12 protein-coding genes and 1 riboswitch are annotated in these 14,494 nt (G+C 71.7%); of the genes, 1 reads left to right on the forward strand and 11 read right to left on the reverse strand.

Annotated features, from left to right (window positions below; all coding sequences use genetic code 11):
- Positions 1-14: 14 nt before the first annotated feature.
- Positions 15-1,109, reverse strand: coding sequence for a peptidoglycan DD-metalloendopeptidase family protein (locus ACFWBY_RS22195; protein WP_385333476.1), 1,095 nt, complete (start codon positions 1,107-1,109; stop codon positions 15-17).
- A gap of 4 nt (positions 1,110-1,113) precedes the next feature.
- A riboswitch (cyclic di-AMP (ydaO/yuaA leader) is annotated at positions 1,114-1,308 on the reverse strand.
- Positions 1,309-1,621: 313 nt separating this feature from the next.
- Here ACFWBY_RS22195 and ACFWBY_RS22200 point away from each other — a divergent pair.
- The gene (locus ACFWBY_RS22200; protein WP_385333473.1) at positions 1,622-2,428 is read left to right on the forward strand and encodes a tyrosine-protein phosphatase; all 807 of its coding nucleotides are present in this window, start codon (positions 1,622-1,624) and stop codon (positions 2,426-2,428) included.
- A gap of 91 nt (positions 2,429-2,519) precedes the next feature.
- On the opposite strand, the gene ACFWBY_RS22205 is transcribed toward ACFWBY_RS22200, so the two are convergent.
- The 10 genes from ACFWBY_RS22205 to ACFWBY_RS22250 form a co-directional block, all read right to left on the reverse strand.
- Entirely contained in the window at positions 2,520-3,944 is a 1,425-nt protein-coding gene (locus tag ACFWBY_RS22205; RefSeq protein ID WP_385340779.1) for an aspartate aminotransferase family protein, read from the reverse strand.
- Complete coding sequence (gene hpnH / locus ACFWBY_RS22210; protein WP_385340777.1) at positions 3,941-4,972, reverse strand: adenosyl-hopene transferase HpnH; 1,032 nt, start codon at positions 4,970-4,972, stop codon at positions 3,941-3,943. Before hpnH ends, ACFWBY_RS22205 begins: the two co-directional genes overlap by 4 nt.
- A 5-nt stretch (positions 4,973-4,977) precedes the next feature.
- Positions 4,978-5,643, reverse strand: coding sequence for a 1-hydroxy-2-methyl-2-butenyl 4-diphosphate reductase (locus tag ACFWBY_RS22215; protein WP_385340775.1), 666 nt, complete (start codon positions 5,641-5,643; stop codon positions 4,978-4,980).
- Positions 5,643-7,652, reverse strand: a complete 2,010-nt coding sequence (shc, locus tag ACFWBY_RS22220; protein WP_385340774.1) for a squalene--hopene cyclase — start codon at positions 7,650-7,652, stop codon at positions 5,643-5,645. The genes ACFWBY_RS22215 and shc overlap by 1 nt, the downstream gene beginning before the upstream one ends.
- A 115-nt stretch (positions 7,653-7,767) precedes the next feature.
- The gene (locus ACFWBY_RS22225) at positions 7,768-8,862 is read right to left on the reverse strand and encodes a polyprenyl synthetase family protein (RefSeq protein ID WP_385340772.1); all 1,095 of its coding nucleotides are present in this window, start codon (positions 8,860-8,862) and stop codon (positions 7,768-7,770) included.
- Between the two features lie 101 nt (positions 8,863-8,963).
- The gene (hpnE, locus tag ACFWBY_RS22230; protein WP_385340770.1) at positions 8,964-10,337 is read right to left on the reverse strand and encodes a hydroxysqualene dehydroxylase HpnE; all 1,374 of its coding nucleotides are present in this window, start codon (positions 10,335-10,337) and stop codon (positions 8,964-8,966) included.
- Between the two features lie 91 nt (positions 10,338-10,428).
- Entirely contained in the window at positions 10,429-11,400 is a 972-nt protein-coding gene (hpnD, locus tag ACFWBY_RS22235; RefSeq protein WP_385340769.1) for a presqualene diphosphate synthase HpnD, read from the reverse strand.
- The gene (gene hpnC, locus ACFWBY_RS22240) at positions 11,397-12,380 is read right to left on the reverse strand and encodes a squalene synthase HpnC (RefSeq protein WP_385340767.1); all 984 of its coding nucleotides are present in this window, start codon (positions 12,378-12,380) and stop codon (positions 11,397-11,399) included. Before hpnC ends, hpnD begins: the two co-directional genes overlap by 4 nt.
- A gap of 331 nt (positions 12,381-12,711) precedes the next feature.
- Complete coding sequence (locus ACFWBY_RS22245; protein WP_385340765.1) at positions 12,712-13,491, reverse strand: ABC transporter ATP-binding protein; 780 nt, start codon at positions 13,489-13,491, stop codon at positions 12,712-12,714.
- The gene (locus ACFWBY_RS22250) at positions 13,484-14,413 is read right to left on the reverse strand and encodes an ABC transporter permease (protein ID WP_385340764.1); all 930 of its coding nucleotides are present in this window, start codon (positions 14,411-14,413) and stop codon (positions 13,484-13,486) included. Before ACFWBY_RS22250 ends, ACFWBY_RS22245 begins: the two co-directional genes overlap by 8 nt.
- Between the last annotated feature and the right edge of the window lie 81 nt (positions 14,414-14,494).

Here is a 14,494-nt window from a genome sequence, read left to right on the forward strand (position 1 = left end):
CGGGCCGGCTCGGCTCAGATGCTGACGCCCTTCGACCGCAGGTAGGCCAGCGGATCGATGTCCGAGCCGTACGACGGCCCCGTGCGGATCTCGAAGTGCAGGTGCGGGCCGGTCACGTTGCCGGTGGCACCGGAGAGGCCGACGCGCTGCCCGGCGGTGACGCTCTGGCCGGTCGAGACGGAGAGCTGGGAGAGGTGCGCGTACTGGCTGTACTTGCCGTCGGCGTGCCGGATGACGACCTCGTTGCCGTACGCGCCGCCCCAGCCGGCGGACACGACGGTGCCCGCCCCGACCGCCTTGACGGTGGTGCCGGTGCTCGCGGAGAAGTCGACGCCGGTGTGGTAGCCGCTGGACCACATGGAGCCGGCCGTCTTGTACGCGGTGGAGGCGCCACCGCTGACCGGGGCGACGAATCCGGCGGAAGCGGGCGCGGCGGCCTGCTCCTGCTCGGCGGGGGCCTCGGGAGCGGGCGCGGCGGCCTGCTCCTGCTCGGCGGGGGCCTCGGGAGCGGGCGCCGCCGGGGCCCCGGCCTCGTCGGACACACCCCGGCCCGAGCCGTTGTCGCCGGAGGAGGCCTCGTCGCCCTCGGACTCGATGCCGGCCTCGCCCCCGGAGGAGTAGGAGGCGGAATCGGCGGAGGAGTCGGCGGCGGAGTCCGGGGAGCCGGCGGGGGCGGAGGACTGCTCGACCGGAGCCTTCGCGCGGCTCGGAGCGCTCTCGCCGGCGCCCTTCGCGCCGAGCGTCAGCCTGAGGCCCGGGTGGATCAGCGACGGGTCGGAGCCGACTGCCTCGCGGTTGTCCGCGTAGAGCCGCTGCCAGCCACCGCTGAGGTGCTGGCGCTCGGCGATCTTGGAGAGGTAGTCCCCGGGCACCACCGTGTAGACCGTAAGGGTGACCCGCGGGGCGGCGGGCGCGGCCCGGAGCGAGGCCGGAACCTGCGGAGCCTGGACCGGGACGGCGGCGGGCGCGGTGGCCGGGGCGCCGGCCGCGTGGGCTCCGGCGGCCCCGAGCAGCGGGAGCGCAAGGGCCGCGCCACCGGTGCCGGCGGCCGCGAAACCGCGGGATATCGAGCGGGACTTCGGACGGCGGTGCTTACCCGTTGCAGGCATGTCGAATTCCTCTCCGGCGCCTGCGAGGTGAGCTGTCGGGTTCGGACTGGAGATGTCCGGCCTCCCATGTGCCGGCGGACTGCACATGGACGGCTTCACCCCGAGCTGTCCCGTTGTAAAGATCTCGGCGGAGATCCGGGACAGCGGCTTACCTGGTTCCCCCGCTCCTGCCACGCGCGTGAATAGTCGAGTGCGGTTTCCGGTCGGCGGCAGGATTAGGCGGTCCGTCCGGATCGATCGCGAACGTAATCGAGGCCGGGCGCAGGGAACAAGTCATGAATTCCCCAACAGAATCTTGAAGATGACGGGCCGCCGGAATTCCGGTCACCCTCCGTCCATTCCCCACCTGCAACAACCGCCCCGGCAAGGCAATTCGCCATTCGTGATCAGGCACTCACGGTCACCGTATGATCTGGCTCACGGGGACGTGTCCGATCTCGCCCCTCGCTATGGCAAGTTGGCCGGAAGTAGCGTAATTCGGACACTCACGACGAAGACACGGAGGAGCCCCTGTGACCCAGCTGATACCCGGAACCCCCCACGCGGAGCCGACTCTGGCCGGCGTGCGCAACTTCCGTGACGTGGGCGGATTGCCGACCACGGACGGCCGGCAGGTCAAGACGGGACGACTGTTCCGAAGCGGACATCTCGCGCATGCCACCGATACCGACGCGGCATTCCTCGAATCGCTCGGGCTGCACACCGTCTTCGACTTCCGCAACGGCGCCGACCAGGCGCTGGAGGGACCGGACGTGGAGCTCGCCGGCGTGCGGAACGTCAACATCCCGCTGTCGGACCCGGCCGACGGCCGGGAGTTCTGGAAGATGGTCCGCGACGGGGACCTCGCCCAGCTCCGCGAGGTCCTGGGGGACGGCAAGGGGATCGCGCGGATGTCGCGTTCGTACCGCACGATCATCAAGACCCGCACCGCCGAACACAGCCGGGTGGTGCACGCCCTCGCCGACGACAGCGTTCCCGCCCTGATGCACTGCGCGGCCGGGAAGGACCGGGCCGGCCTGTCGATCGCCGTCACCCTGCTCGCGCTGGGCGTCGAGCGCGAGGCCATCGTCGCCGACTACCTGGAGTCGAACGCCCCCCACAACCGCTACCGGGTCCGCCGGGGCAGCGAAGCGGCGCGGCCCCGCACCGCCGAGGTGACCGAGCTGCTGGCCCCGCTCTTCGACGCCCGCGCCCCGTATCTGAGCGCGGCCTTCGAAACCATCGACGAGGAGTGGGGCGGGGTGGAGCGCTACCTCGCCGAGGGCCTCGGACTCGCGCCCCAGACCCTGGAGCGGCTCCGCGACCGGCTCCTGGACTGACATCCCGGGGGCGGGCGGGCCGCCGGATCACCGACCCGGCGGCCCGCCCGCGAACCCGCCGGCCCGCTCCACCAACGGCCCGCCGCACGGCTCAGCGGTTGGCGACGGCCTGCTTCACCAGCGTCCTGCCGAAGTCCCACATCAGCGCGCCGCCGCCGTGCGCCTCGTCCATGACCTCGCGGAAGGCTCCCACGAACCGGTCGACGTCCGCCTCGTCCACGATCAGCGGGGGGATCAGCTTGATGACTTCGAGGTGGTCGCCGGAGACCTGTGTGAGGATCCGGTGCTTCTGCAGCAGCGGCACCACGACCATCTGCGCGAACAACCCCTTGCGTGCGGCCTGCAGCATGGTCCACCGGCTCCGCAGCCCCAGCGAGGAGGGCCGGCCGAACTCGATGCCGATCATCAGCCCGCGTCCCCGTACCTCGTGCAGCAGCTCGTACTCGTCCACGAGCCCCGCGAGCCGGCCGCGCAGCAGATCGCCCATCGAGCGGGCGTTGGCCACCACCTGCTCGTCCTCCATGACGCCGAGCACCGCGAGGCCGGCCGCCATCGCCTGGGCGTTCGAGCCGAAGCTCGCCGAGTGGACGAGCACGCGGTCCATGGACGAGTAGACCTTCTTGAAGATCCAGTCCTTGCCCAGGGTCGCGCCGACCGGAACGTACCCGCCCGAGAGGGCCTTGGCCACGCACACCAGGTCCGGTTCCACCCCGGCCTCGTGCTGGTACGCGTAGAAGTCGCCGGTCCGCCCGAGGCCGGTCTGCACCTCGTCCGCGATCAGCAGCGCCTTGTGCCGGCGCAGCAGCTCCTGCGCGGCGGCGAGGAAGCCGGGCGGGGCGGCGATCACCCCCTTGCCCTGGACCGGCTCGACGACGAAGGCCGCCACGTCGCCCTTCGACAGCTCCCGCTCTAGGGCTGCCAGATCACCGAGCGCGATCTTGGTGTCGGGCAGCAGGGGTGCGAAGCCCTCCCTGAAGCCGCCCTCGCCGTTGACCGACAGCGACCCCGCCGTGAGCCCGTGGAAGGCGTGGTCGCAGTAGAGGACCCTGGGGCGCCCGGTGGCGTACCGGGCGAACTTCAGGGCGGTCTCCACCGCCTCGGTGCCGCTGTTGCCGAAGAAGACCCGGTCCAGGTGCGGGCTGTGGGAGAGCAGCTTCTCGGCCAGCAGGCCGGGCAGCGGCTGGCAGTCGAAGCGCGTGAGGTCGGCGAGCTGGGCGTCGAGCACGTCGTGCAGGGCCTGGCGGACCACCGGGTGGTGGCGGCCCAGGCCCATCACCCCGAACCCCGCCAGCATGTCGAGGTAGTCGTTGCCCTCCGCGTCCCAGAAGTGGGCTCCCTCGGCCCGCTCGTAGAACTTGTCGAAGCCGATGGTGTGCAGCATCCGGGGCAGCTGGTGGTTGAGGTGGCGTGCGTGCAGCTCGTACCGCTCGCCGCCGCGCTCGGCCAGCAGGGCGCCGAGGTCGAAGCCCTTCGCCCTGCCACCCCGGCCGCCCTCCCCCGCGTGGCCCGCGCTCATGCCGACTTGCCCCGGTTTCCGCCCACGGTCTCGCGGGCCGCCCTCAGCGACTCCTTCAGCGACCCCATGGTGGCGAGGACGGCGGTGGGTTCGTACCCGCAGTGCGCCATGCAGTTCGCGCAGCGCGGGTCCTTTCCGCGGCCGTACTTGCTCCAGTCGGTGTCCTCGATCAATTCCCGGTACGAGGGCACGTATCCGTCGCTCATCAGATAGCAGGGGCGCTGCCAGCCGAAGAGCGAGTAATTCGGAATGGCCCAGGCGGTGCAGGGGAAATCGGCCTTGCCCTCGAGGAAGTCCAGGAACAGCGGGGAGTGGTTGAGCCGCCAGCGCCGCCGGTTGCCGCCCGCGAAGGCCTTCTTGAAGAGTTCACGGGTCTGTTCGACTCCCAGGAAGTGTTCCTGGTCGGGGGCCTTTTCGTAGGCATAGGCCGGCGAGATCATCATCTCGTCCACCTGGAGATCGTCATTGAGGTAGTTCAGCACCTCGATGATGGTCTGCGGGGTGTCCGTGTTGAAGAAGGTGGAGTTGGTCGTCACCCGGAAGCCGCGCCTCTTCGCCTCCTTGATGGCCGCGACGGCTTCGTCGAAGACGCCCTCCTTCGCCACCGACTCGTCGTGGCGTTCGCGCAGTCCGTCGATGTGCACGGCGAAGGCGAAGTACGGGGAGGGCGTGAAATTCTCGATCTTCTTGCGGAGCAGCAGCGCGTTGGTGCAGAGGAAGACGTACTTGCGCCTCGCCACCAACTGGCGCACGATCTCGTCGATCTGCGGGTGCATCAAGGGCTCGCCGCCCGCGATGGACACCATCGGCGCACCGGACTCCAGCACGGCCCCGACGGCCTGGGCCACGGGCATGCGCTGCTTGAGCACCCCGGCCGGGTGCTGGATCTTGCCGCAGCCCTCGCAGGCCAGGTTGCAGGCGTAGAGGGGTTCCAGCTCGACGATCAGCGGGAACTTCTCACGCTTGCGGAGCTTCTGTTCGAGAAGATACGTCCCGACCCTGATGGTCTGTCGCAGTGGCATTGCCATCTGGCTCACCTCCTGGGGAGCAGCAAAGAACGGTGCCAGTCATAAAACGCGGGCAGTACGGCACGCAATACGCGAAAGGCCGATATTCCCCCCCGAACAGTGCCGATACGGACGAGCTCGTGCTCCGGAGCGTCCACGATCACCCGGACGGCCGCAACGGGACGGTCCGCGCCACCGGCAACGGTCCCGCCCCGGGCCGCGGTCCACAAGGTGGCCGCCGACTCCATGTCGACCCCGATGGCGCCGGTGGCGCGCAGCTGCGCGCGCTCCTGGCCCCGGACGACGTGGTCGGAACCGGTCAGTGCGCCGAGGTGTACGGTCCGGCCGGGCAGGACCCGGGCCAGTGCCTCGGCGAGCAGGTCGGTGCCGGCGCACGCGACGGTGCCGCGGGGGTCCCGGGTCTCCTCGGCGACGATCAGGTCGCCGGGGCTCATGCCGGGCAGCAGTCCGGCGCAGAATCCCGTCGCGAGGACGGCGGCCCCGCGCAGCGCCGGCTCGCCGAGGGCCCGGCCGACGGCGCGGTCGGCCGCGCGCGGACCCATGCCGGTGCGCAGGACCTCGTACCGCCCGGGCGCGCCGGGCCCCCGGCCACTGCGCAGGGCCGCCCGCTCGATGCGCAGCGCGCAGGCGACCAGCAGCGGGGGCGGTACGCCGGCGGGGCCGGACCTCATCAGGCCTCCCCCGGCAGCGGGGCCGCGAGCCCGGCGGCGGCCGGATCCGCGTGCCGGCCCTCCGGGCCGAACGGTTCGCCGTACAGGTAGCGGCCGAGCGCGGTGAGCGGGAAGACCTGCCGGTACAGGTGGTAGTTGATGGAGAAGTCCCAGGGGAAGCCTGTCCCGGTGAAGTACGGCTCGTCCCAGCCGCCGTCCTCGCGCTGCGTGGAGACGAGGTACGCGATGCCCCGCTCGACGCTGTCGCCGTCGCGCTCCCCCGCCGAGAGCAGCGCCATCAGCGCCCACCCCGTCTGGGAGGCGGTCGAGGTGCCCTTCCCGGCCCAGGACGGGTCCTTGTAGGAGCGCTGGTCCTCGCCCCACCCGCCGTCCTCGTTCTGTACGGATTCCAGCCAGCGCACGGCCCGCCGGATCGCGGGGTGCGAGGGGGCGAGGCCGGCGGCCGTCAGGGCCGGGACCACCGAGCCGGTCCCGTAGACGTAGTTCGTGCCCCAGCGCCCGAACCAGCCGCCCTCCGCCTCCTGTTCGGCGAGCAGCCAGGCGATGCCGCGCCGGGTGCGCGCGTCGCCCGCCTTCCCCTCGACGGCGAGCATCTCCACGACGTGGGCGGTGACGTCGGCCGAGGGCGGGTCGGTGACCTCGCCGAAGTCGCAGAAGGGCAGTTTGTTGGGCAGGCGGCTGGTGTTGTCCGCGTCGAAGGCGCCCCAGGCGCCGTTCTTCGACTGCATGCCGAGGTTCCAGGACACTCCCCGGGCGATGGCCGCCTCGACGCGCGCCGGATCGGGGTGCTCGACGCGGCGCAGTGCGAGGACGACCTCGGCGGTGTCGTCGATGTCGGGGTAGGTGTCGTTGTGGAACTCGAACGCCCAGCCGCCCGGGGCCAGTCCGGGCCGGCGGACGGCCCAGTCGCCGCTGCGCGTGATCTCCTCGCCCAGCATCCAGTCGGCGGCCCTCACCAGGGCCGGGTGGTCGCAGGGCACCCCCGCGTCGGCCAGTGCGATGACTGCCAGGCAGGTGTCCCACACCGGGGACTGGCAGGCCTCGATCATGCGGGCGCCGTCCGGGCGCCACACCGCGAACCGGTCCAACGACTCCAGTCCGGCCCGCATCACCGGGTGGCCGAGGTCGTAGCCGAGCAGGTGCAGGGCGATGACGGAGTACACGGCGGGCGGCTGGATCCCGCCCCAGCAGCCGTCGTTCTCCTGCCGCTCCACGATCCAGCGGCCGGCGCTCACCATGGCCGCCTTGCGCAGGCGGTGCGGGGCGAGCCTGCGGTAGACGTGCAGGGCCTTGTCCATCCGCTGGAAAGCGCCGCCCCAACTGGTCAGCGGGGCAAGCCGCTTGGCGGGGTAGGGGTTGCGCGGGTCGGCGTGCAGCTCGTCCAGCGCGAAGGGGGCCGGGCGGACCGGGCGCAGCGCGGAGACGATGGTGAGGGGGACGATGGTCTGCCGGGCCCAGCAGCCGAAGTCGTAGATGTTCAGCGGCACCCAGTGCGGCAGGAAGACCAGTTCGGGCGGGAGTTCGGGCAGGTGGTCCCACTTCCACCAGCCGAAGAGGGCGAGCCAGATGCGGGTGAAGACGCGGGCGGCGGCGATCCCCCCGTGGCCGCGGATCCACGCCGAGGCGCGGGCCATGTGCGGCGCGTCGGGGGCGTCACCGGCCAGGCGCAGGGCCACGTAGGCCTCGATGGTGGCGGACAGGTCGCTGGGGCCTCCGTGGAAGGTGGCCCAGGTGCCGTCGGACCTCTGCTCGCCGCGGATGAACAGGGCGGCGGCCCACGTGGTGGCCTCGTCGCGGATCCCGAGGAACTGGCGCAGCAGCAAGTCCTCGGCGTCCATGGTGACGTTGGTCTCCAGGTCGCCCTTCCACCAGCCGGCTTCGTCCTGCCGGTCGAGCAGGTGGCGCACGGCCCTGGCCGTGGCTTCGTGGACGACGGACGGCCCGGCGGCCGTACTGTCGTCCGGGTCGGCGGCGCGTGCATCGGCTCCGCCGTCGGTCGTCGCTGTCATGGCTTCCCCTTTGCGTGCAGTGTCCTCTGCTGTCCTGGGGTCCGCCGTCGGCCGGTACCGCCTTCAGGCGGTACCGGCCGGCGACTCGCGATTCATATGCGTGACCGAGTGGCGATCACCTCTTGCGCACGACGACGAAGTCGGCGAGCGCCACGAGCTGGTCGCGCACCCGCTGGTCCATGTCCACGTCGTCGAGGGCCTTGATCGCCACCGCGTGCTGGCGCCGTGCCTCGTCGGCGGTCCACTGGCGGCCGCCGGCCGCCTCGATGAGGGCCGCGCGGGCAGCGAACTCCTCCTCGGAGAAGTTCTCGAAGTCGTTGCTCTTGGCGTCGGCGGCGAGCAGTTCGGCGAGCTGCTCACAGGCCGGTCCGCCGGCCGCGAGGGCGGCGACGACGGGCAGCGACTTCTTGCGCTGGCGCAGGTCGCTCCAGGTCTGCTTGCCGGTGGACTCCGGGTCGCCCCAGATGCCGAGGAGGTCGTCGACGGCCTGGAAGGCGAGGCCGAGGTGGTAGCCGTACTCCTCCAGCTTGTCGGCCGTACGGTCGTCCGCGCCGCCGAGCACGGCGCCGATGGAGACCGCGCAGGCGAGCAGGGCGCCGGTCTTGTTGCCCTCCATCTCCAGGCACTCCTCGACGCTCACGCTCTCGCGGTGCTCGTAGGAGATGTCCTGCGCCTGGCCGTCGATGAGCTTGCGGCTGGCGGTGGTCAGCCGGCGCGCGGCGCGCCCCGCCTCGACCGTGCCGAGCTCCAGCAGGACCTCGTTGGCCAGGGCGAACAGCGCGTCGCCGACGAGGATGGCCAGGGCCGGGCCGTGGACCTTCCACACCGTGTCGCGGTGGCGGCGCTGCTCGTCCCCGTCCATCAGGTCGTCGTGCAGGAGCGAGAAGTTGTGCACGAGCTCGACGGCGACGGCTCCCGGGACGCCGACCTCGGCCGCGGCGCCGGCGGCCTCGGCGGAGAGCAGGGCGAGGGCGGGGCGGACGGCCTTGCCGCCGTCACCGTCCGCCGCGTTGCCCTGGGCGTCGATCCAGCCGAAGTGATAGGCGGCGACGGTGTCCATGGGCGCGGCGAGCCGGTCCACGGCGGCGCGGAGCGCGGGCGTCGAGAGCGTGCGGCCGCGCTCCAGGAGGGCGAGCGTGTCCGCCTTCTCCCCGCCGGCCGGGCCCGTACTGGCGCCCGAGTTCTCGACGGCCGGATTCCCCGGGTTCACTGGCTCTCCTCTGGTTCCTGTACGTACTGCGGTGCGTGTTGCTGCGGTACCGGTGGTGCTCGAGTTGCCGGTGGTGCTGGTACCGATGGTGCCGGTGGTCGTCATACCGCCTCCTGCAAGGGGTGTACGCGGTGGCGGCCCAGCATGACGAGTGCGGCATGAGCCGCGCTCAGTCCACTGCGGACGGCGCCCTCCATGGTCGCGGGCCAACCCGTCGCGGTCCACGCACCGGCGAGGTAGAGCCCCGGCGTGTCGGTCCGCGTGCCCGGCCGCAGGCGCCCGACACCGGGCGTGGGAGCGAAGGTCGCGGTCCGCTCCCGGGTGACGAAGAAGTCCCGCACCTTGGCGCCGCGCGCCGCGGGAAGCAGCCGCTCCAGCTCGGGCAGGTACTTGGCGCGCAGGACCGTTACGGGCTCGTCGATGTCCTCGTGGGCGACCGACTGGGACAGGGCCAGGTACTGGCCGCCGTCCGGGAGCCCGGAGGAGTCGGTGCGGTCGAAGACCCACTGGACGGGAGAGCCGAGCGCCGCGAAGAACGGCTGCTTGAGCACCTTGCGGTCATAGACGACGTGCACGTTGAGGATCGGCGCGGTGCCGATGTCCAGGAGCTTGTCCGGGTCGGCGAGGGCCCCGGCCGGGAGCAGCCCGTGCGCTTCGCGCTGCGGGACGGCGAGGACGACGGTGCCGGCCTCCAGCGACTCCCGCTCCGTGTCGACCCGCCAGCCGCCTTCCGCCGTACGGGAGATGCCGGTGACCCGGGTGCGCAGTTCGGTGCGGACGCCGGCCGCGTCGAGGGCCTTGCGGGCGAGGGTGTCGTGCAGGTCCCCGAGCGGTACGCGGGCCCAGCCGATGTCGGCCGCGCCGTTCTCGGAGAGCAGGCCGGTCTTGAAGACCATGGCGGCCAGGCCCAGCGAGGACTGCGCGGCGGTCGCGTTGAGGGTGGCGATGCCGACGAGGTCCCACAACGCCTCGATGGTGCGCGGGCTCTGGCCGTAGCGGCCGAGCCAGGTCGCGAAGTCCAGGCCGTCGAGCGCCGGGTCGGCCGGGTCGAGGCGGCGCAGCGCGAGGGCGGCGCGCCCGACGCTCGCCCGCTCGGCGAGCGAGAGGTGGGGGTAGCGGGCGAGGGAGCCCGCCAGGTGCAGCGGTACGGGCAGGGCGCTGCGGCGCAGCCGGCCGAGCCGGGGGCCGCCGGGGTGGGCGACGTCGAGGACGGGTACGTCGAGCCGGTCCTGGAGGGGTGCCAGGCCGGCGCCCCCGACGCGGTCGAGGAACCAGCGGTAGGCGGTGCAGCAGCGCAGGTAGACGTGCTGGCCGTTGTCCACGGTCAGGTCGCCGCGCTTGAAGGAGAAGGCGAGGCCGCCGAGCCTGGGCCGGCCCTCCAGCAGGGTCACCCGCAGGCCCGCGCCGGCGAGTTCCAGCGCGGTGGTGACACCGGCCAGGCCGCCGCCGACGACCACGGCGTGGTGCGCGGTCATACGTCCTCCTCCGTCTCTTCGACAGACGCCGCCGCGGGCGTCGGGGTTGCTCCCGTTCGGTTCGCGGGCGAGGGCGGCCCGCCCGCCGCCATCAGAGCCGCCTCCGGGCACTCTGGCGCGCGATGGTCCGCGCGTCGAGGCCGGAGAGTCCGCGGACGGCCACGTACGCCTTCTCGTGCGGCGGCAGCGAGACCCGGCCGCGGAGCACGGCCTCGGGCTCGCGCTCGATGCGGTCCAGGAGCCGCCGGTAGATGCCGGCCATGGCGGCGACGCACGCGCCGCTGCGCCGGTCGAGCATGGGCAGCAGACGGTAGCCCTCGACGAACAGCGCGCGGGCGCGGCGGACCTCGTGGTGGACGAGCCCGGCGAAGTCGGAGCCGGCCGGCATCCGGTCGCCGAGGAAGCCCTCCGAGCAGCCGAACTTGGCCAGGTCCTCGGCGGGCAGGTAGGTGCGCCCGTTGGCCGCGTCCTCCCGGACGTCCCGCAGGATGTTGGTGAGCTGCAACGCCAGGCCGAGGGTGTCGGCGTACTCGCCGGCGCGTGCCTCGTCGCGGGCGCCGGGGTTCGCCGTGCCGAACACGCCGAGCGAGAGGCGGCCGATGGCACCGGCCACGCAGCGGCAGTAGACCTTGAGTTCGTCCCAGCTCTCGTACGTCTCGCCGCGCACGTCCATCAGGACGCCGTCGATGAGCTCGTCGAGACCTTCGAGCGGGATCGGGAAGCGGCGGGCGGCGTGCGTGAGGGCGACGGCGACCGGGTCGGTGTCGTCCTCGTCGATCCCCTCGGCGCGGATCCGGCCGAGGACCGCGCGCGTCTCCTCCAGCCGGGCCAGTTTGACCTCGGGCGCAAGCGTGCCGTCGCCGATGTCGTCGACCCGCCGGGAGAAGGCGTAGAGCGCGGACATCGCCTGCCGCTTGTCGGCGGGGAGCAGCCGGATACCGTAGGCGAAGTTGCGCGCCTGCGCGCCGGTGACGGCCTCGCAGTAGCTGTACGCCGCCAGGACCGGTGCGGACGGGGCGCCCGGTGCGGACGCGTGTGTGGGGCCCTCCACGGTCGGGCTCACCCCTTTCTCGGCGCTGTGCGCAGGACGGCGGCCACCTCGCGGAGCAGGCCGCTCTTGGTGGGCTTGGGCGGGCCGGGCAGGACGTCGAAGCCGGCGGCGGTGACGGCTCGAAGGGCGGCGCGCCCTCCTCCCACGAAGCCCGCGAGCAGCAGCCGGAGCCTTCCGTGGACGCTGCCCACGAGCGGTGTGCCCTCGTCCAGGAGGTCCCGCGCGCGCTCGGTCTCGAAGGCGACCAGGGAGCGTACGGACGCTCCGGCGGACGGTGCGGCCAGGTCGGCCTCGGACACGTGGAAGCGGCGCATGTCCTCGCCCGGGAGGTAGATCCGGTCGCGGCCGAGGTCCTCGGCGACGTCCTGGAGGTGTTCGGCGATCTGCAGGGCCGTGCAGATGGCGTCGGAGCGGCGGATCCGCTCGGGGGTCGCGGTGCCGGTGAGCTGGAGCACGAGGCGGCCCACCGGGTTGGCGGAGAGCTCGCAGTAGCCGAGGAGGTCGCGGTACGTGGCGTAGCGCGCGACCCGCTGGTCCTGGCGGTTGGCCTCGATGAGTCCGAGGAACGGCTCGGGAGTGAGCCCGTGGGTCCGTACGACGGGCTGCAGGGCCAGCATCAGGGGGTGGCGCGGGGGGCCGTCGGTGCCGCCGAACACGCGCTTCAGGTCGGCCTCGAAGGCGTCGAGCACGGCGAGCCGGTCGTCCGCGGCGGAGGGGTCGAGGCCGAGGAGGGCCGCGTCGCGGCCGCCGGGGGCGAGGTCTCCGTCGCCGATGTCGTCGACCAGGCGGGCGTACCCGTAGACCGCCATCAGGCCCTCGCGCCAGGCGCGGGGCAGGAAGGCGGGGGCGACGGGGAAGTTCTCGGAGCGGGCTTTGGCGAGGGTCGCGCCGGCGACGGCGGAAAAGGGGTCGCGGACGCCGGTGGCGTCGAAAGCACCGGAGGTTTCGGGAACCGCGTGCGGCCGGGGGCTGATGCCGTGCCCCGGGATCACCGCCCGCCGCCCGCGGCGGGGACGGCCGTCGTGCGTGGGGGCCGGAGAATTCCCGTAGCCATTGCCGTCACATCTCCCGTTCTACACTGCAAACCCAATACATCCTATTTCGGACACGCCGCCAGGCTTTCCGCGGAGTGTCCCAGGCTTTCACCTGTATGGAATCGTCCCCTCTTGCCCGCGATTGCGGCCCGGCCCAGCTTACGCTGTACAACGGCGCGGCGACTCGAGGGGTATTCGGTCCGCTACCGGATGTCGCCCGCGCGCAGGGCGCCCCGCGGCATGGCGAGGCCCCCGCCGCGTGAAGCGGCGGGGGCCCGGCGGTGTTCCGTCAGCTGGTCGCCTTCTCGTATGCCGAGACGACTTCCTCGGTGGGGCCGTCCATCAGGAGTTCGCCCCGCTCCAGCCACAGCACCCGGTCGCAGGTGTCGCGGATGGAGTTGTTGTTGTGACTCACCAGGAATACCGTGCCGGCGCTCTTGCGGAGTTCCCGGATCCGGTCCTCGGAACGCACCTGGAACTTCCGGTCACCGGTGGCCAGCGCCTCGTCGATCATCAGGACGTCGTGGTCCTTGGCCGCGGCGATGGAGAAGCGCAGTCGCGCGGCCATGCCCGAGGAATAGGTGCGCATCGGCAGGGAGATGAAGTCCCCCTTCTCGTTGATGCCCGAGAAGTCGACGATGCCCTGGTAGCGGTCCCTGACCTGCTCGCGGCTCATGCCCATCGCGAGACCGCCGAGGACCACGTTGCGCTCACCGGTGAGGTCGTTCATGAGCGCCGCGTTGACACCCAGCAGCGAGGGCTGGCCGTCGGTGTAGACCTTGCCGGCCTCGCAGGGCAGCAGACCCGCGATGGCGCGCAGCAGCGTCGACTTGCCGGAGCCGTTGGAGCCGATGAGGCCGATGGCCTCGCCCCGGTACGCGGTGAAGGAGACTCCGCGTACGGCGTGGACCCGGCGGACGCCGGGGGAGTCGCCCTTGCCCCGGCGGACTATCTTGCTCAGCGCGGCAGTGGCGCTGCCCTTGCCGGAGCTGCCGGTGTTGACCCGGTAGACGATGTGCACGTCGTCGGCGATGACGGTGGGGACGTGCCCCCGGTTGTTCTCAGCCACGGCCGTAACGCTCCTCAGCCTTCCAGAAGTACACGAAACCGCCGAGGCCGATCAGGACGGCCCAGCCGACGGCGAAAGCCCAGACGTGCGGCGGGAGGTTCTCCCGGCCGTAGCCGTCGATGAGCGCGAAGCGGACCAGGTCCATGTAGATCGCGGCGGGGTTCCACTGGAGGACGTCCGCGATCCACTCGGGCTTGCCCTTGAGCATCTCGCTGATCGAGAACATGACGCCGGAGGCGTACATCCACGTGCGCGTGACGAACGGCATGAGCTGCGCGAGGTCGGGGGTCTTGGAGCCCATCCGGCCGAAGATCAGCGCGAGGCCGGTGTTGAAGGCGAACTGGAGGACCAGCGCCGGGATGACCAGCAGCCAGGACAGCTTCGGGTAGTTGCCGAAGCCGACCGCGACGAAGAACACGACGATCATCGAGAACATCAGCTGCTGGAGCTGCTGCAGCGAGAAGGAGATCGGCAGCGAGGCGCGCGGGAAGTGCAGGGCGCGGACCAGGCCGATGTTGGCCGGAATCGCTCTGACACCCGCCATCAGCGAGCTCTGCGTGAAGGTGAAGACGAAGACGCCGATCACCAGGAAGGGGATGTAGTCGTCCTTGTCGATGCCGCGGCCGGCGTCCAGGATCAGACCGAAGATCAGGTAGTAGACCAGTGCGTTCAGCAGTGGGGTCGCCACCTGCCAGATCTGGCCGAGCTTCGCCTGGCTGTACTGGGCCATCAGCTTGGCGCGGGAGAACGCCACGATGAAGTGGCGCCGGTCCCACAGCTGCCGCACGTATTCGGCCAGACCGGGCCGCGCGCCGCTGACGGACAGGCCGTACTTCCTGGCGAGCTCCGCGGGGGTCAGCCCCGCGTCTTCGGACGGCGGCTTGCTCGTGGCGAGGGCGCCGTCCTGGGTTGTGTCACTCACAAGATGAAACTTTCCGTCTTCATGATGCGGCAGAAGTGGCATCGGGCCTGAGGCATCGGATCGTGATCGCGTCATGTTCTC

The sequence above is a fragment of the Streptomyces sp. NPDC060049 genome (assembly GCF_042736715.1).
Classification (GTDB): Bacteria; Actinomycetota; Actinomycetes; order Streptomycetales; family Streptomycetaceae; genus Streptomyces.

Bases quoted from the DNA above. Each gene is read 5' to 3' on its own strand.
- ACFWBY_RS22215 (WP_385340775.1), bottom strand. From the start codon at position 5,643: ATGAGGTCCGGCCCCGCCGGCGTACCGCCCCCGCTGCTGGTCGCCTGC.
- ACFWBY_RS22205 (WP_385340779.1), bottom strand. From the start codon at position 3,944: ATGAGCGCGGGCCACGCGGGGGAGGGCGGCCGGGGTGGCAGGGCGAAG.
- ACFWBY_RS22195 (WP_385333476.1), bottom strand. From the start codon at position 1,109: ATGCCTGCAACGGGTAAGCACCGCCGTCCGAAGTCCCGCTCGATATCC.
- hpnH (WP_385340777.1), bottom strand. From the start codon at position 4,972: ATGGCAATGCCACTGCGACAGACCATCAGGGTCGGGACGTATCTTCTC.
- shc (WP_385340774.1), bottom strand. From the start codon at position 7,652: ATGACAGCGACGACCGACGGCGGAGCCGATGCACGCGCCGCCGACCCG.
- hpnE (WP_385340770.1), bottom strand. From the start codon at position 10,337: ATGACCGCGCACCACGCCGTGGTCGTCGGCGGCGGCCTGGCCGGTGTC.